Source organism: Bradyrhizobium sp. PUT101 (assembly GCF_052043945.1).
GTDB lineage: Bacteria > Pseudomonadota > Alphaproteobacteria > Rhizobiales > Xanthobacteraceae > Bradyrhizobium.
The window spans coordinates 416,207-435,186 of record NZ_CP197207.1; the positions used below are offsets into that span (position 1 = coordinate 416,207).

An 18,980-nucleotide genomic window follows, 5' to 3' on the forward strand; every position below is an offset into this window, starting at 1 on the left:
TCGCGCGCCTTCGACCGCAGCAATGCTTAAATTATGTTCGTAGGCTAACGGACGATCGTGAACGCCCCGTAAATATACGTTCACGAAGGCGTCTAATAAAGTGCGCGACGGGTTTGCTCAACCGGAATCTGGAGCGCTCGCGCTTCAGGCGCCGGCAGGGGAGCGAACCGGCCGCAGCAGAAACGCCGGCAGATGCGAGTGATCGCCCGGCTCGGTGTCGACCTCGCGCTGGCGGCGCGGCTCGGGACGGCCGATCGAGGGTACATGCGAGGTGTTGGCCTGCTGGCGCGCTTCGTGACGCGGCTCCGCCCGACGCTTGTCGTCGGGCCGATGCTTTGATTCGGCGGGCTGTCGCGTCTCCGAAGGCGGCCTTGATTCGGAAGCATGTCTTGCCTCGCCCCGTGCGTCGCGCGGCTCGTGACTGCGCTCACGGTCGCGGCTGCGCTGCGGCTTGCCGCGTCCTCCGCGTGAACGTTCACGGCCGCGCTGCTCGCGCGGACGCTCGCTCGCATCGGCGGCCTCGGCCGAGACTTCGAAATCGCCTTCGGCGCGCGGAATGCTCTGGCCGATCAGCTTTTCGATCGCTGCCATCGACTTCTGGTCGAGTGGCGTCACGATCGAGATCGCGGTGCCGGTGCGGCCGGCGCGGCCGGTGCGGCCGATACGATGAACGTAGTCGTCGGCGTGATGGGGAACGTCGAAATTGAAGACGTGGCTGACCTCGGGAATATCGAGGCCGCGGGCGGCGACGTCGGAGGCGACGAGCAGCGGCAGCTCACCCTTGCGGAACTGTTCGAGTGCCGCCGTGCGGGCCGACTGGTCCATGTCGCCGTGCAGCGCGCCGACGCTGAAGCCGTGCTTCTGAAGCGACTTGTGAACGATGGCAACCTCGCGCTTGCGATTACAGAAGATGATCGCGTTCTTGAGGTCCTTGGCCTCGCGCAGCAGGCGGCGAAGCAGCTCGCGTTTCTCGTGCGCCTCGCGTCCGGCAGGCACCTGGGCTTGCGTGACGGTGACGGCGGTGGTGGCGGGCCGGGAGACCTCGATCTTCTGCGGGTTGTGCAGGAAGGCTTCGGTGATGCGCCGGATTTCCGGCGGCATGGTCGCGGTGAAGAACAGGGTCTGCCGCGTGAACGGGACGAGCTTGCAGATGCGCTCGATGTCGGGAATGAAGCCCATATCCAGCATGCGGTCGGCTTCGTCGATGACGAGGAGCTCGACGCCGGTGAGCAGCAGGCCGCCGCGCTCGGTGTGGTCGAGCAGGCGACCGGGGGTTGCGATCAGCACGTCGACGCCGCGCATCAGCTTGGCATCCTGGTCTCCGAAGGAGACGCCGCCGATCAGCAGGGCGACGTTGAGCTTCTGGCCGGCGCCGTAGCGGTCGAAGTTCTCCTTCACCTGGGCCGCGAGCTCTCTGGTCGGCTCGAGGATCAGCGTGCGCGGCATGCGCGCCCGGGCTCTGCCCTTCTCGAGGATGGTGAGCATCGGCAGCACGAAGGCCGCGGTCTTGCCGGTGCCGGTCTGGGCGATGCCGAGCACGTCCTTGCGTGCGAGGACGTGAGGGATCGCCTGTTCCTGGATGGGGGTGGGGGTGGTGTAACCGGTAGCCGCCACTGCGGCGAGGACTTTTTCGGACAGTCCGAGATTTGAAAAGGACATTGAGCCTCTGGTCGAAACCGCCGTTCGGAATCGAGGGTAATAAGGCTGTCGCGTTCCACCCCGAAACGGCGCGCTCTCGAAGAAGCTGGGGGTGCTGACTCACGCGAACAAAGCGCAAGGCTCAGGAATCGCTCGTCGATCTGAGCCGCGTCGCCTCGGAACATAGGGGGGAATTGGCCAAAGTCAATGGAGCGGGCGCGGGAAGGCCCTAAAAAACCTGAGGTTTTTGCCCAAATCGCGGGCGTGGCTCGCCTTTTTCGCCCAGCCCGTCGGCGCGGCCGGATCCGCCGATAGGTCGGCTAACGCCCATCCGACCCCTTGGCCCGGAAGTCACCGGGCGCCATCCCATAGGCGGCGTTGAAGACCCGGTAATAGGTCGCAAGGCTCTCGAAACCGCAGGAGGTCGCGATATCGGCGATCAGCCGATCCGGCGCCTCGCGCATCAGGCGGCGGCTCCGTTTCAGCCGCTCGTCCGTCACGGTCTGCGAGAAGCTCCTCTCTGCCGTCTCGAACAGCATGTGCAGGTGACGCACGGACACGCCGAGCAGGTCGGCCACCATGGTCGGCGCCAGATCGGGGTTTTGCAGGTGGCGGGCGATCAGGCGGCGGGCCTGCGAAAGGCGCGCGGTTCGCAGCGCGGCCTGGCCGCGCCGGCTGCCGGGCCGCACAATGCCGCGCTCGATCAGCGCCAGATGGGCCAAAGCTTGAACCAGGGAGGTCTGGACGAGAGGGGGCGCATCGGCGGCGGCATCATCCGCGGCGGCCTCGCCGAGATCGGCAAAGCAGGCAGCGAGCAGGGGCGCCAGGGTCGGATCGTCGAACGTCCGGGGCGCAAGCTCGCGCATGCGCTTGTCCTGCGTCGGGATGCTGCTCACGGGAATCTTCAGGATCCGCAGGTGGAAGCCCCCGACGCCCAGCGGCGCGGTGCGGTAAGGCAGGTCGGTATGGCTGGTGGCGAAGCTGCCGTTGGCAATCGAGAAGTCGCTCGCGCGCATGCCACCGAACCAGCCACCGCCGCCGAGCTGCTGGTAGACGCAGATTGCGTCACCCGGGGCGTCGGCGATGTCGGACGTGCTGCGCTCGACCGCGTAGGGCGAGGCCTTCAGCTCGACGAGGCCGGCCCCGCCAAGCTGGCGCAGCGAGAACTCGCCGAAGAAGTTCGTTCGCCGCTCGCGCTCGAGCTCGGCGGTAACGCCGAACAATCCCTTGGCGCGCACTTCGCGCCAATACTCGAAGCGGTCGTGTGGCTCCACCTCGTCCGTACACCAGCGAAACACGGCTGCCCCTCGTTTTCCGGCGAAATCGTCCAAGAAGAAGCAGATTCCAATGCAATCGGCCATAGCCAGATCGTGGAATCGGAGCCCGGGCCCCTTGAACCGTCGTTGCCTCTGGGCCGACTATCACACAGCGGCAGGGGATCCCATGAACTGCTATTCGAAGGAACCGGCGTAGGGCCGTTCTGCAACGGGATATTTTGCGATGACGCGTCGGCTTTTCGGAATTCTGGCGGCCCTTGGCCTCGCGGCGAGCCTGAGCGGCTTCGCAGCGCCCGCCCAGGCCGAGAAGCGCGTCGCGCTCGTCGTCGGCAACAACGACTACAAGAACGTCCCGAGGTTGCTCAAGGCCGTCAACGACGCCCGCACCATGGGCGACACGCTCAAGCAGCTCGGCTTCTCGGTGATGGTCGCGGAGAACCAGAGCCGGCAGCAATTCTCCGAGACGCTGCTCGCCTTCGACAGGGCGATCGAGCCCGGCGACACCGCGTTCTTCTTCTACGCCGGCCACGGCTTCGAGATCGCCGGCCAGAACTATTTGCTGCCGACCGACGTGCCGGCGGCGACGGAAGGACAGGAAGAGCTGGTGCGCGACGCCGCGATCCTGGCCGACCGCATCGTCGAGCGCCTTCAGAACAAGAAGGCGCGGACATCAATCCTGGTGTTCGACGCCTGCCGCAACAACCCGTTCGAGCGCAAGGGCACCCGCGCGGTCGCCGGCGGCGGCGGGCTCGCGCCGATGACGCAACTGCCCGAAGGCGTGTTCTCGGTGTTCTCGGCTGGACCTCGCCAGACCGCGCTCGATCGTCTGTCCAACGACGACACCAATCCGAATTCGGTGTTCACGCGCACTTTCGCCAAGGAGCTGCTCCAGCCCGGCGAGAATCTCGTACAGGTGGCCCAGCGCACGCGGCGTGCCGTCAGCGAGCTGGCCGATACCGTCAAGCACAAGCAGGTGCCGGTCTATTTCGACCAGATGGTCGACGACGTCTTCCTCAGCGGCATCGCGAAGGATGCCGCCGCGCGTCCGGCCGATCCGCCGCCGCAGAAGCTTGCGGCGCTGCCGCCGGTGTCGGTGCCACAGATGCCAAGGGAGGAGACCACCAACGCGCCGATCGCGAGCTTCTCGCGGCACAATGGCGGTTGGAGCGTGGTGTTCTCCTTCGCCGACCCGACGCTCGGCATTTCCTGGCGCATAGCCGGCAAGGGCGATTTCCGCGAGACCGGCTTCATCGACACGCTCGATCCACGCACGCGCAAGCGGATGCCGAACCCGTCGATCGAGCTGCCGCCTGACGCGCAGGCCGGCACCATCGAGATCCGCTATGTCGATCAGTCCGGCGAGATGCAGGGACCGTTCCCGATCAGGTTCGATCCCGAGGCCGCGCTGATCCGCGACCAGCGCAAGATCCTCGACATGACCGCGACGAGCTGGCTGTCGTTCCGCGAGTTCAACGGGCTGCTGGTCTATTACACGCATCTCGTGTCCTACCGCTGCGCAATCCGCGAGGTGCGCATCGGCATCGACACCGCCGTGCCGAACCAGGTGCTGAAGATGCCGCCTTGCGACATGCGCGACCCCAGCGCGATCACCGCCGGCATGCCGCTCTACATGAAGCTCGCGTCAAGCACGCAGTCCGTCTCGGTGGAACTGACCTACCGGGACGGCAGCGTCTCGGAGATCAAGAGTTTTCGCAGCGCGAACCGCAGCAATCATTGATGCGCTGTTCAGCCGGCGGATTGTGACGGGATCACCTGACGGAGCGGACGAACTTAAATCGGGACAGGCCAAGGTGAAAGTGCTAGAGCCGGGGATGACAAAATTCATTACCGTCGTACTCCTTACGACGCTTCCGGTTCTGGCGCAGACAACGCCTGTTCCCACGGCGCCGCCACTCACCGACCGCGAACGCGTTCAAGCGGAACGTGCGAAGGCCGACGAGGCCGAGAGGGGAGCTCCGATCACTCGCCCCTGGGATCGCGACGCCGACGGCAAGCGCCCATGGGAGCGGAAGTCGCCGAAGCTCTAAGGCAAGCGAACGTCGATCTCCCGCGAAAGGAACAACTCATTGGTCGCTTGGATTGTCTGTCAAACCAGGGAGACCATCAATGATCCGAAAATTTAATCCTGGCACCGGCACCAGCAACGAGGATTAGAAATAGTCTGGTCCCGCTTCAGGCAAGGCCGGCGTTCTGCGGGCCTTTTTTATCGGGGCGCCTGCCTGTTTACCGCTGCAAACCGGCCTCGGCGCGCTTCAGCCTGCAAATTGAGGCTGCCTTCGGCCTGAATCGCGCTAGTATCGTCCGGCATATCCTGATCGATACTCACATCGCGGCTCGCAGCGGCAATGACATCCGACCAGCAACCAAACCAGACCATGAAAGTCCGCTGCTGCATCGTCGGCGGCGGGCCGGCGGGCATGATGCTCGGCTATCTGCTGGGGCGGGCCGGCATTGACGTGGTGGTGCTGGAGAAGCATGCGGATTTCTTCCGCGACTTCCGCGGCGACACCGTGCATCCCTCGACGCTTCAGGTGATGGACGAGCTCGGCCTGATCGATGGCTTCCTGAAGCTGCCGCATCAGCGCTTGCAGAAGATGGACGGGCTGTTCGGCGGCACGCCGGTGCGCATTGCCGATCTCAGCCGGCTCCGCACCAAATATCCCTTCATCGCCTTCATGCCGCAATGGGATTTCCTGAATTTCCTGCGCGAGGCCGGCCGGCGTTTCGCCTCGCTCAAGGTGATGATGAGCACGGAGGCGGTGGATCTGATCCGCCGCGGCGAGACGGTCGCCGGGGTGCGGGCGAAGACGCCCGACGGCATCATCGACATCGAGGCCGATCTCACCATTGCCTGCGACGGCCGGCATTCGACTGTGCGGGAGCGCGCTGGCCTTGAGGTCGAGGAGATCGGTGCGCCGATGGACGTGCTCTGGTTCCGCGCCGGCCGCAGACCCGACGAGACCGAGAACGTGTTCGCGCGGGTCGAGCCGGGCAAGATGATGATCACCTTCGACCGCGGCGACTATTGGCAATGCGCCTATGTCATCGCCAAGGGACAGCACGAAGCGGTGAAGGCGAGGGGATTGCAGGCGTTGCTTGACGACGTCACGCGCATGGCGCCGATCCTTCGATCCGGCATCGCCGAGGTGAAGAGCTTTGACGATATCAAGCTGCTCACGGTCGCGATCAACCGGCTCGAGCGCTGGACGCAGCCGGGCCTGTTGTGCATCGGCGACGCCGCGCATGCGATGTCGCCGGTCGGCGGCGTTGGCGTCAATCTCGCCGTGCAGGACGCAGTCGCGACCGCCAATCTGTTGGCGGACAAGCTTCAGCGTGGCTGCCCGACCGAGGACGAGCTCGATGCTATCAGGCGCCGACGCGAGTTTCCGGTGAAGATGACGCAAGCAATGCAGGTGATCGTGCAGAACAACATCATCAGCGGCGCCTTGCAGGGCGGCGATCGGCCGCTCAAAGTGCCGCTGGTCGTGCGCCTCGTCACCGCGCTGCCGTGGCTTCAGGGCATTCCGGCGCGCCTGCTTGCGCTCGGCGTGCGGCCCGAGCACGTGCATTCGAAGGCCGCACCAGGATACTAGCGTAGGACTTGGTAGGGATAACGCTGTGCTAAATCGCGCGGGGCGCGTTGCGCGCCTGCAACAGCGCCGACGCATTCTCGGGCCGATGCGAGCTCATCCGCCACGTTAACCGTGTTGATTTCATTTTTAGTAAGAGCCGTCTGTGACCGTGCGCCCATCAAAGGACACGGGGTGTACCATGCGTATTAAATTGATTGCCGCCTTCGCCTGCACGACAGCTCTGGTTTCGACCGGCGCGGCTTCCGCCGCCGATCTCGGTGCGCGCTATACGAAGGCGCCCGCCTATGTCGAGCCGCTGTTCAACTGGACCGGATTCTATGTCGGCGGTCATATCGGTGGCGCCTGGACCAACGAGCAGTTCACCAACAACGGGACCGGCGCGCCGTTCGGCGATCTTTCGCCGGGTGATGGCTTCCGTCAGCGCAACTCGGGCATCATGGGTGGCGCCCAGATCGGCTACAACTGGCAGGCCAACAACTACGTGTTCGGCGTGGAAGGGACGATCTCCGGCCTCGACAACAAGGGCACGGTCGTCAACAACGTGTTTGGCGCCGCGGACGACGTGTTCTCCTGGCGCGCCAACGTGCTCGCGACCGTCGTCGGTCGCGCCGGCTTCGCCGTGCAGAACAACCTGTTCTACATCAAGGGCGGCTATGCCGGCGTGAACAACCGTCTCTCGGTCACCGACACCGCCGGCGTGGCGACGGGTTCGGGCGAACAGACTCACTGGGCCAACGGCTGGACCGTCGGCGCCGGCTGGGAATACGGTGTCACCCGTAACTGGATCGTCGGCCTCGAATACAACTATGCGGCCTTCGGCAGCCAGACCTATCAGCTCGGCGGCACCTCGGGTAACTACACCTTCGATGCCAAGCCGCGCGACATCCAATGGGCCGTCGTGCGCGCGAGCTACAAGTTCGACGCGCCGACCATCGGCCGCTACTGAGCACGTCGACGCAACGCGACCAACGATCAAGAAAAGCACTGCAAATTTCAAAAGCCCCGGCCTGGTCCGGGGCTTCTTTTTTGTGTCGTTTGATTGCGGCAGGTCGGGCCTCAGGCCATCACCGAGAAGCCTCCGTCGACGGGGATCGCGGTGCCCGTGACGAAGTTCGACGCGGGCGAGGCGAGGAACACGGCGATGCCGGCGAAGTCGTCGATGTCGCCCCAACGGCCTGCAGGCGTGCGCGCAAGCACGCGCTCGTGCAGCCCCGAGACCTGCTGCCGGGCGCCGCGGGTGAGATCGGTGTCGATCCAGCCCGGCAGGATGGCGTTGACCTGGATGTTGTCGGGCGCCCAGGCGTTGGCGCAGGCGCGGGTGTACTGCACGATGCCGCCCTTGCTCGCCGCATAGGCTGTCGCGAAGCTCGCGCCGAAGATCGACATCATCGAACCGATATTGATCACCTTGCCGTTGCCGGACGCCTTCAGCGCCGGATAGGCCAGCTTCGAGCACACGAAGGCGCTGGTGAGGTTGGTGTCGATCACCTTGTTCCACTCGTCGAGCTCGAGCTCGTGCGGCGGCTTGCGGATGCTCATGCCGGCATTGTTGATGAGCACGTCGATGCGGCCGAGCTCCCCGACGACGCGCTCGATCATTGCCGCAACCGCCGCCTTGTCGGTCACGTCGGTGGTGACGGCGATCGCCTTCACGCCGCGCTGTCTGAGATCGGACACGGCGGCGGCGGACTTGGTCTCGTTGCGTCCGACCACGGCGATGTCGGCGCCGGCGTCGGCAAGGCCACGCGCCATGCCGAGGCCGATGCCGCCATTGCCTCCCGTGACGATCGCCACCTTGCCGCGAAGATCGAACCGGCTGGATGTCATGCTTTCATTCCCTGGTTTCTTCTATCGGTTGCTCTGCCAGATCAGCACCAGCCCGAAGCCGGCCACGGCTGCGCCATAGCCGGCCCATTGCAGCTGGTTGACCATGAAGCTCGATCGCGGCCACGGAACGGTGCCCGTGCCCTGTCCGATCCAGAGCAGCCCGACGGCAGTCGCAAGCAGGCCTGCGACCAGCAGAAATCTGCGCATGCATTCCTCCCATCGGTCCGCTTCTGTCGGCGGCGGGGCGACGAAGGATCGCCGCCGCCGCGAAAGCTTGGGCGCACACTAGCCGTAGCTTCGGTGTGGATACAATGGCGGCACCGGCGCAAGCTGCCGGCGGGGAGGGAGCGTGTCCCTGGACAAGCAATTCGCCGCCGGGCGATCGGCAGTGCCGATCGTCGGCGGACGGAGCCCGGCTCGCCGTACAGGTCATTGCTGGCGAGTGTCGGCCGCCCGGCCCCAAACGAAAAAGCCCCGGCGATGCCGGGGCTTTGACGTTTGATCGTGAGATCGGATCAGTACTTCGCGACGACCGGACCGGTCCAGTTGAAGCGGTAGACCAGCGAGGTCGAGATCGTCTGGTTCCAGCTGTTGGCGCGGATGCTGTTGCCGACCGGGAGGTTGCTGCCGTCGAGCAGTTCGTCCTGAGTCTTGGCATTGTAGAAGGCCGAACGATACTCGGTCTTCATGAACCAGCCGGGCGACGTGATGCCGAAGATGTTCAGGCTGTTCTCGACGCCGCCACCCACGAACCAGCCATGCCGATCGTAGCTGCTGAGATGGGCGCCCACGGGAGTGCCGCCCAGCGTCGTGAAGTTGGTCTGGCCGAAATGAGCGCCGGAGTAACCGCCGTTGACGTAGGAGAGAACGTTCGGGGCGACCAGCCAACCGAGGCGAACACCCGCGGCCCAGGAGGTTTCCAGCTTCTGGTTGCCAGTGATGCCGAGGGTCGGATCCTGGATGGTGGCGCGGATGCTGCCGAACTGACCGTCGGCGAACACACCAGCGACCCAAGTGCCGCTGAACTGCCAGTCGTAGCCGGCGCCAACGGTGCCGAACCAGCCCGAGCCGCCCTGGCGCTGGCTGATCGTCAGCGGGGTGCCCGTGGCGGTGTCGACAACGTGCTGGTCAGCATTGGAAAGGCCGCCGCCGCCACCGCCGAACACGTAGAAGCCGGTCCAGTTGGCGACGGGCGCGGGCATCGGGGCCTTCACGTAAGGACGGGCCGCGAGGTCGGCCGCCGAGGCCGAACCGGTCATCGCCGCAACCGCGGACAGAGCGAGCAAAGTCTTCTTCATATCAAATCCCCAACTTGGTCTGTCGCAGCAGGCGCGAGCGCGCTGAAGTTCGTTTCATCTGATGCCCGAACTATAGACGGTTCTCGCCGAAAAGCTGTTGCCGGGCAGGCACAGTCGCCGGAAAACACCGGTGTCGGAGTATTTCAGGTTGCATCACGCGCATCGTAAATAAATCAGACGTTTCAATAAGTTGCGGCAAATTTCAAACTTCGACTTCGAGTAACGTGTCGTTAGCAAAGTCGGCTTTGTCCGAAATGGAGGCAATCCTGCCTCGGCTTGGCGCCTGCGAGTCGCCAGCCGAGTCGGCATGCGTCGATTTCGGGAATCAACGGAAACATCCCGGCAACACTGCCGGACAAGGCGGTCGTCCCCTAAACACGACAGCCCCGGCTTTGGCCGGGGCTGTCGTGGAACGCGGCCGGCCCGGTTGAGGCCTCAGACGTCCAGCAGCTCTTCGCTGGCAAATTCGGCTTTGTCCGTGATGAAGGCGAAGCGCGCCTCGGCTTTGGTGCCCATCAGGCGCTCCACCGAATCCGCGGTGGTGTCCCGGTCGTCGGCGAGCAGGACCACCTTGAGCAGCGTCCGCTTGCGCGGATCCATTGTGGTTTCCTTGAGCTGCGCCGGCATCATCTCGCCGAGGCCTTTGAAGCGGTTCACCTCGACCTTGGCGTTGGCGTTGAACGCGGTCTTGATCAGCTCGTCCTTGTGCTTGTCGTCGCGGGCGTAGACCGATTTGGTGCCGTGCGTCAGCTTGTAGAGCGGCGGTACCGCGAGGAAGAGGTGGCCCTCGTCGATCAGTCGCGGCATCTGCCGGTAGAAGAAGGTGATCAGGAGCGAGGCGATGTGCGCGCCGTCGACGTCGGCGTCGGTCATGATGATGATGCGCTGATAGCGCAGATCCTCCTCGCGATACTGCGCCAGCGTTCCGCATCCGATCGCCTGCACGAGGTCGGCGAGCTGGGCGTTCGCCGTCAGCTTGTCCTTGCCGGCGGAAGCGACGTTGAGGATCTTGCCGCGCAGGGGGAGCACGGCCTGGGTCTTGCGGTCGCGCGCCTGCTTGGCGCTGCCGCCGGCCGAGTCACCCTCGACGATGAACAGCTCTGAGCCCTCGGTGCCGGCATCGGTGCAGTCGGCGAGCTTGCCGGGCAGGCGCAGCTTCTTGCCGGCGGTCTTGCGCGAGGTCTCTTTCTCTTGCCGCCGCCGCAGCCGTTCCTCGGCGCGGTCGATCACGAAGTCGAGCAGCCGGTTGGCCATGTTCGGATTGCCCGACAGCCAATGGTCGAACGGATCCTTCATCGCCTGCTCGACGATGCGCTGCGCTTCCGCGGTGGCGAGGCGGTCCTTGGTCTGGCCCTGGAATTCGGGCTCGCGCACGAACACCGACAGCATCACGGCGGCGCCGACCATCACGTCTTCGGAGGTGACGGAGGCCGCGCGCTTGCCCTGGCCGACGCGCTCGGCGTGATCCTTCAGGCCGCGCAGCAGTGCGCTGCGCAGGCCGGATTCGTGCGTGCCGCCATCCGGCGTCGGCACGGTGTTGGTGTAGGAGGAGAGGAAGCCGTCGGCATCCGCGGTCCAGGCCACGGCCCATTCGCAGGCGCCATGCGCGCCGTTGCGGCCCGACTTGCCGGAGAAAATGTCGGGATGCACCAGCGTATCGGCGTGGATCGCCGCGGCGAGATAATCCTTGAGGCCGCCGGGGAAGTGGAACGTCGCTTCGGCCGGCACGTCGTCGATGCCCTTGAGCAACTCGGGCGCGCAGTTCCAGCGGATCTCGACGCCGCCGAACAGATAGGCTTTCGAGCGCGCCATCTTGAACAGGCGCTGCGGCTTGAACGCGGCCTTGGCCCCGAAGATGTCGGTGTCGGGCTTGAAGCGCACGCGCGTGCCGCGGCGGTTGTTGATCTTGCCGAGGTCCTCGAGCTTGCCCTTCGGGTGGCCGCGCTCGAACGTCATGCGGTAGAGTTTTTGGCTGCGCGCGACCTCGACCTCGAGGCGCGAGGAGAGGGCGTTCACCACGGAGATGCCGACGCCGTGCAGGCCGCCCGAGGTCTCGTAGACCTTGCTGTCGAACTTGCCGCCCGAATGCAGCGTGCACATGATGACTTCGAGTGCCGACTTCTTCGGGAATTTCGGGTGAGGATCGATCGGGATGCCGCGGCCGTTGTCGGTCACGGTCAGGAACCCGTCAGCGCTCAACTCGACTTCGATGAAGGTCGCGTGCCCGGCCAGTGCCTCGTCCATCGAGTTGTCGATGACTTCGGCGAACAGGTGATGGAGCGCCTTCTCGTCGGTGCCACCGATATACATGCCGGGCCGGCGACGCACCGGCTCCAGGCCTTCGAGCACCTCGATGTCGGCTGCCGTGTAGTCGGCTTCCCCGCCGCTTCCGCGCGGCGCCGCCCTGGCGGCGCGGGGTTTCGGCTCGTCGCCGCCAAAAAAGTCGTCTTTTGCTTTGGGCTTCAACTGCTTGGACATATATCTTGATGTGTTTTGAGGGCCGCATAAGCGGCGAATCGGCTAGGCCGACTATGCCACTTCTGCCTTGGAAAGGTTACCGCAGGCGGGGGTTGGCGGTGTGGGTTGGGAGCCAATCCCGGCGATTTTACGCCGCAGGACCACAAGTTCCCGGCAATTTGACGGTTCGCTGGCGTGATGTCGGGTTTTGTGACTTGATGTCACACAAGTCCTTGGCTTACCAGTCCTTTTCATCGAGCAGCACCTTGAGACGGGGCGGGAAGGCTATTTTTGATGGAGCAATTTGCGCACGCCCTGGCTGATTTCGTGCGCGTTCACCAGGCCTGGGCGGCACCGATCGTGTTTCTGCTCGCGTTCGGGGAGTCGCTTGCGTTCATCTCGCTGCTGGTTCCGGCCTGGGGCGCGCTGGTGGCTATCGGTGCGCTGATCGGGGTCAGCGGCATCAGTTTCTTTCCGGTCTGGATTGCCGGCGGCCTCGGCGCGGCGCTGGGCGACTGGGTCTCCTACTGGTTCGGCTACCGCTACAAGGAGAGGGTTGCCCAGATGTGGCCGCTCTCGCGTTATCCGGACCTGCTGCCGAGAGGCGAGGCTTTCGTGCGCAGCTGGGGCATACCCAGCATCTTCATCGGGCGCTTCTTCGGCCCCTTGCGCGCCTCCGTGCCGCTTGCGGCCGGCATCTTCGAGATGCCCTATTGGAGTTTCCAGGCCGCGAATTTCGTCTCGGCCCTGATCTGGTCGGCCGTGCTCCTGCTGTTCGGCGACGTGCTCGCCAAGATCATGGAATGGATCTGGCGCGTCATCTGACGCCGGCATCTTGACCGGAACCCGATCTGGCCTTATAGCCGCGCGCCATGATCAACGCCGCGACCATCCTGTTCGCCCGTCGCCGCCGCCGCTCTTTAGCGGTTTGGGCGGTCGATCGCGTTTGAGATCATCGTCTTTGCCGCTGGATCCGATCCGCGGCATTCTCTCTCCTGTCAGCGCGATCTGATCCGGCGGCTCCCCCAGGGAGGCCCAGCAGGAGACTACGATGTACACACCGCCCTTTTTCAAGCAGGACCGCGCCGCGAGCCTGAAGTTTGCCGACGAGCGCGGCTTCGGGACCATGTGCGCCTTCGACGGCCACAAGCCCATCGCCTCGCCATTGCCGTTCTATCTGACTTACGCCGCTGACGGCACGCCGCAGGCCGCCTTTCATCTGGCCCGTCACAATCCGCTGCTAAAGCTGGCGGACGGCGCGGCGTCCTGGCTGCTCGCAGTCAACGGACCCGATGCCTATGTATCGCCGGACTGGTACGTCTCGCCGGATCAGGTGCCGACCTGGCTCTACCAGTCGGTGCATCTGAGCGGGCCGGTGCGGCTGTTGTCGGACGACGAGCTGTCGGTGCAGGTCGACACGCTCAGCAAAAAGTTCGAGAGCTGGCTGTTGCCGAAGAAGCCGTGGACGTCGGCGAAGATGACGTCGGGGCGGCTCGAGACGATGAAGAAAGCGATCGTGGGGCTGGTCATGACGGTCGAGGAGGTCGAGGGCAGCTTCAAGCTGAACCAGCACAAATCGGACGCCGACTATGTCGCGATCGCCCATGCGCTCGGCACCGGCGATGCCGACGCCAGGCAGATCTCGCAGTTGATGCGGCAGGCCAGGCCGCAAGGCTTCGCAGAACAGATTTTCGCAGACGATACGAACATGCTCGAAAGGAGCGCGCCATGAGCCTTTCCGACACCAGCCTCGCTGAGACCACGAAAGCCCCGACCACCGGAGCGGCCAGGAAGCCCGCGACCGTCTTCGTCGACGGCGGCTCCGGCACCACAGGGCTCGGCATCAACGAGCGGCTGAAGCTCCAGAGCGATGTCGCGGTGAAGACCATTGCCGACGACAAGCGCAAGGACCCCGCGGCCAAGAAGGCGCTGATGGAGGAGGTGGACCTCGTCATTCTCTGCCTGCCCGACGATGCCGCCAGGGAAACCGTTGCGCTGGTCGACAGCATGGGCACGTCTGCGCCGAAGGTGCTGGATGCCTCGACTGCGTACCGGGTCGCGCCGGACTGGGCCTACGGCTTTCCCGAGCTGACGCCGGACCAGGCCGGCAAGATCAGGGCGGCGAAGAAGGTCTCCAATCCCGGCTGCTATCCGACCGGCGCGATCGCGCTGCTGCGGCCGATCGTCGATGCCGGCCTGCTGCCGCCTGACTATCCCGTCACCGTCAACGCGGTGAGCGGCTATTCCGGTGGTGGCAAGTCGATGATCGCAAGCTTCGAGGATGGCAGCGCGCCGTCCTTCGAGCTCTATGGCCTCGGCTTCGAGCACAAGCATCTGCCGGAGATGCAGCTCTATTCCAACCTGACGCGACGGCCGGTCTTCATTCCCTCGGTCGGCAACTACCGGCAAGGCATGCTGGTCTCGGTGCCGCTGCAGCTCGACGCGCTGCCGGGCAAGCCCGGCGGTGCCGACCTGCAAGCGGCGATGGCAAAGCGTTACGCGGGTTCGAAATACGTCAAGGTGATGCCGCTCCAGAACGAGGCGACCAAGGCCGGCCGGATCGAGCCGGAGGCGCTGAACGAGACCAACATGCTCGAACTCTACGTCTTCGCCAGCGACAAGTACCATCAGGCACTGCTGGTTGCCCGGCTCGACAATCTCGGCAAGGGCGCATCGGGCGCTGCCGTGCAGAACATGCGGCTGATGCTGGGCCTTGCCGACAAGTAGATGATCGAGCGTTGCTCGCGAGGCCAGCCCGGTGGAGGAAGCGACGCTGCAACTTTCTACCCCGGCAAGACGATCCAATGACGCCTGAAAGGGACGCGTGATGAGCTCGAAGAAGATCGGCATTCTCGGCGCCTCCGGTTACACCGGGGCCGATGCGGTGCGCCTGTTGGCGCGGCATCCGGATGCCGAGATCGTCACGCTCACCGCCAACACCCACGCCGGCAAGTCGATGGGTGACGTGTTTCCGCATTTCTTCATGCTGGACCTGCCGAAACTCGTGGAATGGGAAAAGGTCGACTGGAGCAAGCTCGATGCGGTGTTCTGTGGGCTGCCGCACGGCACCACGCAGGAAATCATCGCCGCGGTCCTCAAGGCAAATCCCAAAATCAAGGTCCTCGACATGTCCGCCGATTTCAGGCTGCGCGACAAGAACACCTATGCGCAATGGTACGGCCACGAGCACCGGGCGCTCGAATTGCAGGCCGAAGCGGTCTATGGGCTGACCGAATTTTATCGCGAGGAGATCACGTCGGCGCGGCTGGTCGCCTGTCCCGGCTGCTATCCCACGGCGGCGCTGCTCGCGCTGGTGCCGCTTGCGAAAGCCAAACTGATCGACATCGACGACATCGTCATCGACGCGAAATCGGGCGTCACCGGCGCCGGCCGCGGGCTGAAACAGAACACGTTGTTCAGCGAGGCGGGCGAGGGGCTGTCGCCCTATTCGGTCGGCACCCACCGGCACGCGCCCGAGATCGAGCAGGAGATTGGCGTCGCCGCCGGTTCCGCGGTGACGATCAACTTCACGCCGCATCTTATTCCGATGGCGCGCGGCGAACTTTGCACGTCCTACGTCAAGCTCAACGGCGCGACACCGGACGATCTGCGAATCGTGCTGGAGCAGGCTTATGCCAACGAGCCCTTCGTGCAGGTTGCCAGGAAGGGCGTGCTGCCGCAGACCCAGAATGTGCGCGGCTCCAACTATGTGCAGATCGGCGTCGTCGCCGACCGAATCAAGAACCGGGCGATCGTGATTTCCACGCTAGACAATCTGGTGAAGGGGTCGGCCGGGCAGGCGATCCAGAACATGAACCGGATGTTCGGGCTGCCCGAGACGACGGGGCTGGAGCAGATCGCGCTGTTCCCATGACACGAGGTACGGCGGTGGACGAAGCGACCTTGCAGTTCTACCGCGGCCATGCCGCGTCCTATGCTGGCTGGGCGAAGGCACCGTCGACGCGGCTGCCAGACTTCCTGGCCCTGCTGCCATCCAGCGGCGCGATCCTCGAGCTCGGCTGCGGCGCCGGCAATCATGCGGCGGTGATGCTGGCCGAAGGATTTTCGGTGCGCGCGACCGACGGCTCGCCTGAAATGGCCGAGATTGCCTCGCTGCGGCTCGGTCATCCCGTCGAGGCGATGCGGTTCGATCAGCTGGATGCGCAGGAGGCCTATGACGGCGTCTGGGCCAGTGCCTGTCTCCTGCACGTCCCGCGCGACGAGCTTGCCGGCATCCTCGGGCGCATTCATCGTGCGCTCAAGCCTTCAGGCGTGTTCTACGCCAGCTACAAGATGGGCGAGGGTGACGGTCGCGACAGCCTCGATCGCTACTACAACTATCCGGCGCGCGAATGGCTCGAGGCGACTTACGCTGGCGCAGGTCCGTGGATCACGCTGTCAGCCGAAACCAACGTGATCCAGAGTTTCGACAAGACGCCGGCCAACATGCTGCATCTCGTCGTTCGCAAGGTCGCGGCCTGATCTCTAGAGCATGATCCGGAAAAGTGCGCAGCGGTTTTCCGAAAAGATCATGCTTAAACAACGACCTAAAGCGCGATGACGATTCATCCTCATCGCATCGCGCTTTAGAAGATATTGAAGATCGCCAGCGCCAGCACGGCCTGCGCGAGGAAGCCGACGGTGAAGGCCAGCGTGCGGAACACAGGGATTCCCATCGCGTAGACGATGATATGTGCGACGCGCGACCAGAAATAAACGGCGCAGGCGAGCACGGTCCATTTCGTGGAATAGTCGATCGCGTTCAGGATCAGCACCAGCGGCGCGAAGATCACGAGGTTCTCGACCGCGTTGTCATGCGCGAACATCAGCCGGTTCGCCCACTCCGCCTGCGGCTTGTCGCCGCGCGAAGGGTTGGCCATGGCACCGTTAAGCCCGCGAACCTGGCAGCGATTGATGATGTAGGGAATCCAGAGGATCCCGGTCAGGATCACCGTCAGTGTCAGCCAGAACAATTCGCGCGTCATAGTCCGGTTCCCTCAGTCGTCGCGGTGCTGCAAGCGAGCTTATACAAGCGCGGGAGATTCCGCTATGCGCGAACCCTGACATAGCTGCCGGGTGCGTCCTCGATCGGTGGGAATGCTTCGCTGCCGACTGCGCGCGCCGGGACCTCCTCGGGATCGAGCTCGCCCAGCCATTGGCGCCAGTCCGGCCACCACGAGCCCTTGTGCTCCACGGCGCCCTTCATCCACTGCGCGACGTTGACGTCCTTGATGTTGTCGTTGGTCCAGTACTGGTACTTGTTCGAGGCGGGCGGATTGACGACGCCGGCGATGTGGCCGGAGCCGGACAGGACGTACTTCACCGGACCGCCGAAGAATTGCGAGCCGTACAGCACCGATTCAGCGGGCGCGATGTGGTCCTCGCGGGTGGCGAGATTGTAGACGGGCACCTTCACCTTGGAGAGATCGAGCAGGGTGTTGTCGAGCACCAGCGTGCCGGTGGAGAGCCGGTTCTCCAGATAGCAATTGCGCAAGTAATAGGAATGGTTGGCCGCAGTCATCCGCGTCGCGTCGGAATTCCAGTGCAGCAGGTCGAACGCGCTCGGCTGCTGGCCCTTCAGATAGTTGCTGACGACGTAAGACCAGATCAGGTCGTTGGAGCGCAGCATGTTGAAGGCCATCGCCATCTTCGAGCCTTCGAGCACGCCGGCGGCCCTCATGTCCTGCTCTAGCGCCGAGATCTGCTCCTCGTCGACGAACACGAGGAGATCGCCGGCATGGGTGAAGTCGATCTGGGCGGCGAAGAACGTCGCGGACGACACGCGCTGGCGGCGCTTCTCGGCGAGCCAGGCCAGCGTGGTCGCCAGCATGGTGCCGCCGACGCAGTAGCCGGCGGTGTGCACCTTCATCTCGCCGGTGACCTTCTCGATCACGTCCATCGCCGTTAGCGGGCCCTCCTTCATGTAGTCTTCCCAGCTCTTGTTGCCGAGCCGCTTGTCGGGATTGACCCATGAGATCACGAACACGGTGATGCCCTGATCGACGCACCACTTGATGTAGGATTTCTCCGGCTTGAGATCGAGGATGTAGAATTTGTTGATCCAGGGCGGCACGATCAGGAGCGGGGTGCGCAGCACCGTCTCCGTGGTCGGAGCGTACTGGATCAGCTGCATGATCTCATTCTGGTAGATCACCTTGCCAGGCGTCGTTGCCATGTTGACGCCGACGATGAGATTGTCCGGATCGGACTGCCGGATCTTCAGCATGCCCTTGCCGGCCGCGATATCCTCGGCCAGCATCTTCAGGCCGCGGGCGAGATTCTCGCCGCTGCTGGCCACCGTCTCGCGCAGCACCTCCGGATTGGTCAGCACGAAATTGGACGGCGACAATGCGTTGATGACCTGCTGGACGTAGAACTCCGCCTTGCGGCGGGTCTGCGGATCGAGCCCTTCGGCATCGCGCACCAGATCCTGCGCCCATTTGGTCGTGAGCAGATAGAGCTGCATGACGAAGTCGAAGAACTGGTTCGACTTCCATTCCGGATCGGCAAAGCGCTTGTCGCGCGGCGAGGGCGCGATCGCGGGCTGGGCGTCCTGACCGGCCATGCGGCGCACCGCCGAGCCCCAGAGGTCGAGATAGTCCTTGGCGAGCTTGGTCTGGAGATCGGAGGAGCGGGAGGTGTCCGACAGCCAGTATTCGGCGACCGACGTGAAGGTCCTGACGACCTCGGCAAGCTCGGCCGGCGGGCGATCCTGCACCTCGCCGCTCTCGCGCGGCTTGAGATAAGCGGCGAGCGCCTTGCCGCCGCTCTCCATCGCCCGCGCGACATTCATCGCGAAGGCTTCCGCGTCGAACTTCGTCCCGGTTTTCGGCGTGTCGGTCGTGGCCATGCTCATGAGCAGAACAGTA

17 protein-coding genes are annotated in these 18,980 nt (G+C 64.4%); 9 read left to right on the forward strand and 8 right to left on the reverse strand.

Annotated features, from left to right (window positions below; translation table 11 throughout):
- Window positions 1–144: 144 nt before the first annotated feature.
- Window positions 145–1,659: a DEAD/DEAH box helicase gene (locus tag ACSHT2_RS01980; protein WP_440640152.1), complete on the reverse strand. Its 1,515-nt coding sequence runs from the start codon at window positions 1,657–1,659 to the stop codon at window positions 145–147.
- A gap of 299 nt (window positions 1,660–1,958) precedes the next feature.
- The gene (locus ACSHT2_RS01985) at window positions 1,959–2,936 is read right to left on the reverse strand and encodes a helix-turn-helix transcriptional regulator (protein WP_440640153.1); all 978 of its coding nucleotides are present in this window, start codon (window positions 2,934–2,936) and stop codon (window positions 1,959–1,961) included.
- A gap of 202 nt (window positions 2,937–3,138) precedes the next feature.
- On the opposite strand from ACSHT2_RS01985, the gene ACSHT2_RS01990 reads away from it, so the two are divergent.
- From ACSHT2_RS01990 to ACSHT2_RS02005, 4 genes are all read left to right on the forward strand, one after another.
- On the forward strand, window positions 3,139–4,653 hold the full coding sequence (locus tag ACSHT2_RS01990) for a caspase family protein (protein WP_440640154.1): 1,515 nt from the start codon (window positions 3,139–3,141) through the stop codon (window positions 4,651–4,653).
- A gap of 94 nt (window positions 4,654–4,747) precedes the next feature.
- Complete coding sequence (locus ACSHT2_RS01995) at window positions 4,748–4,963, forward strand: hypothetical protein (protein WP_440640155.1); 216 nt, start codon at window positions 4,748–4,750, stop codon at window positions 4,961–4,963.
- 318 nt (window positions 4,964–5,281) lie between these two features.
- Window positions 5,282–6,529 carry an FAD-dependent oxidoreductase gene (locus tag ACSHT2_RS02000; RefSeq protein WP_440640156.1) on the forward strand — a complete coding sequence of 416 codons (1,248 nt, stop codon included), beginning with the start codon at window positions 5,282–5,284 and terminating at the stop codon, window positions 6,527–6,529.
- Window positions 6,530–6,707: 178 nt separating this feature from the next.
- Window positions 6,708–7,475 carry an outer membrane protein gene (locus ACSHT2_RS02005; protein WP_440640157.1) on the forward strand — a complete coding sequence of 256 codons (768 nt, stop codon included), beginning with the start codon at window positions 6,708–6,710 and terminating at the stop codon, window positions 7,473–7,475.
- Window positions 7,476–7,585: 110 nt separating this feature from the next.
- On the opposite strand, the gene ACSHT2_RS02010 is transcribed toward ACSHT2_RS02005, so the two are convergent.
- From ACSHT2_RS02010 to parE, 4 genes are all read right to left on the reverse strand, one after another.
- Entirely contained in the window at window positions 7,586–8,356 is a 771-nt protein-coding gene (locus tag ACSHT2_RS02010; protein WP_028177580.1) for an SDR family NAD(P)-dependent oxidoreductase, read from the reverse strand.
- A gap of 21 nt (window positions 8,357–8,377) precedes the next feature.
- Complete coding sequence (locus tag ACSHT2_RS02015) at window positions 8,378–8,563, reverse strand: hypothetical protein (RefSeq protein WP_440640158.1); 186 nt, start codon at window positions 8,561–8,563, stop codon at window positions 8,378–8,380.
- Window positions 8,564–8,871: 308 nt separating this feature from the next.
- Window positions 8,872–9,654, reverse strand: a complete 783-nt coding sequence (locus tag ACSHT2_RS02020; protein WP_440640159.1) for an outer membrane protein — start codon at window positions 9,652–9,654, stop codon at window positions 8,872–8,874.
- Window positions 9,655–10,089: 435 nt separating this feature from the next.
- Window positions 10,090–12,132: a DNA topoisomerase IV subunit B gene (gene parE / locus ACSHT2_RS02025; protein WP_440640160.1), complete on the reverse strand. Its 2,043-nt coding sequence runs from the start codon at window positions 12,130–12,132 to the stop codon at window positions 10,090–10,092.
- Between the two features lie 273 nt (window positions 12,133–12,405).
- Between parE and ACSHT2_RS02030 the strand changes: the two genes are divergently transcribed.
- From ACSHT2_RS02030 to ACSHT2_RS02050, 5 genes are all read left to right on the forward strand, one after another.
- Window positions 12,406–12,936 (forward strand): DedA family protein, encoded by a 531-nt coding sequence (locus ACSHT2_RS02030; RefSeq protein WP_035703691.1) that lies wholly within the window; start codon window positions 12,406–12,408, stop codon window positions 12,934–12,936.
- 226 nt (window positions 12,937–13,162) lie between these two features.
- On the forward strand, window positions 13,163–13,843 hold the full coding sequence (locus ACSHT2_RS02035) for an FMN-binding negative transcriptional regulator (protein ID WP_440640161.1): 681 nt from the start codon (window positions 13,163–13,165) through the stop codon (window positions 13,841–13,843).
- Window positions 13,840–14,838, forward strand: coding sequence for an N-acetyl-gamma-glutamyl-phosphate reductase (gene argC / locus ACSHT2_RS02040; protein ID WP_440640162.1), 999 nt, complete (start codon window positions 13,840–13,842; stop codon window positions 14,836–14,838). The genes ACSHT2_RS02035 and argC (ACSHT2_RS02040) overlap by 4 nt, the downstream gene beginning before the upstream one ends.
- 100 nt (window positions 14,839–14,938) lie before the next feature.
- Window positions 14,939–15,985 (forward strand): N-acetyl-gamma-glutamyl-phosphate reductase, encoded by a 1,047-nt coding sequence (argC, locus tag ACSHT2_RS02045; protein ID WP_440640163.1) that lies wholly within the window; start codon window positions 14,939–14,941, stop codon window positions 15,983–15,985.
- 14 nt (window positions 15,986–15,999) lie between these two features.
- Window positions 16,000–16,593 (forward strand): class I SAM-dependent methyltransferase, encoded by a 594-nt coding sequence (locus tag ACSHT2_RS02050; RefSeq protein ID WP_440640164.1) that lies wholly within the window; start codon window positions 16,000–16,002, stop codon window positions 16,591–16,593.
- Between the two features lie 104 nt (window positions 16,594–16,697).
- Here the strand turns inward: ACSHT2_RS02050 and ACSHT2_RS02055 are convergent, their stop codons facing one another.
- Complete coding sequence (locus ACSHT2_RS02055; RefSeq protein WP_319336633.1) at window positions 16,698–17,096, reverse strand: MAPEG family protein; 399 nt, start codon at window positions 17,094–17,096, stop codon at window positions 16,698–16,700.
- Window positions 17,097–17,158: 62 nt separating this feature from the next.
- Window positions 17,159–18,967, reverse strand: coding sequence for a PHA/PHB synthase family protein (locus ACSHT2_RS02060; protein ID WP_440640165.1), 1,809 nt, complete (start codon window positions 18,965–18,967; stop codon window positions 17,159–17,161).
- Between the last annotated feature and the right edge of the window lie 13 nt (window positions 18,968–18,980).

Bases quoted from the DNA above. Each gene is read 5' to 3' on its own strand.
- ACSHT2_RS01995 (WP_440640155.1), top strand. From the start codon at position 4,748: ATGACAAAATTCATTACCGTCGTACTCCTTACGACGCTTCCGGTTCTG.
- ACSHT2_RS02060 (WP_440640165.1), bottom strand. From the start codon at position 18,967: ATGAGCATGGCCACGACCGACACGCCGAAAACCGGGACGAAGTTCGAC.
- ACSHT2_RS02030 (WP_035703691.1), top strand. From the start codon at position 12,406: ATGGAGCAATTTGCGCACGCCCTGGCTGATTTCGTGCGCGTTCACCAG.
- argC (WP_440640163.1), top strand. From the start codon at position 14,939: ATGAGCTCGAAGAAGATCGGCATTCTCGGCGCCTCCGGTTACACCGGG.
- ACSHT2_RS01990 (WP_440640154.1), top strand. From the start codon at position 3,139: ATGACGCGTCGGCTTTTCGGAATTCTGGCGGCCCTTGGCCTCGCGGCG.
- ACSHT2_RS02010 (WP_028177580.1), bottom strand. From the start codon at position 8,356: ATGACATCCAGCCGGTTCGATCTTCGCGGCAAGGTGGCGATCGTCACG.
- argC (WP_440640162.1), top strand. From the start codon at position 13,840: ATGAGCCTTTCCGACACCAGCCTCGCTGAGACCACGAAAGCCCCGACC.
- ACSHT2_RS02035 (WP_440640161.1), top strand. From the start codon at position 13,163: ATGTACACACCGCCCTTTTTCAAGCAGGACCGCGCCGCGAGCCTGAAG.
- ACSHT2_RS02005 (WP_440640157.1), top strand. From the start codon at position 6,708: ATGCGTATTAAATTGATTGCCGCCTTCGCCTGCACGACAGCTCTGGTT.
- ACSHT2_RS02000 (WP_440640156.1), top strand. From the start codon at position 5,282: ATGACATCCGACCAGCAACCAAACCAGACCATGAAAGTCCGCTGCTGC.
- ACSHT2_RS02055 (WP_319336633.1), bottom strand. From the start codon at position 17,096: ATGACGCGCGAATTGTTCTGGCTGACACTGACGGTGATCCTGACCGGG.
- ACSHT2_RS01980 (WP_440640152.1), bottom strand. From the start codon at position 1,659: ATGTCCTTTTCAAATCTCGGACTGTCCGAAAAAGTCCTCGCCGCAGTG.
- parE (WP_440640160.1), bottom strand. From the start codon at position 12,132: ATGTCCAAGCAGTTGAAGCCCAAAGCAAAAGACGACTTTTTTGGCGGC.
- ACSHT2_RS02020 (WP_440640159.1), bottom strand. From the start codon at position 9,654: ATGAAGAAGACTTTGCTCGCTCTGTCCGCGGTTGCGGCGATGACCGGT.
- ACSHT2_RS02015 (WP_440640158.1), bottom strand. From the start codon at position 8,563: ATGCGCAGATTTCTGCTGGTCGCAGGCCTGCTTGCGACTGCCGTCGGG.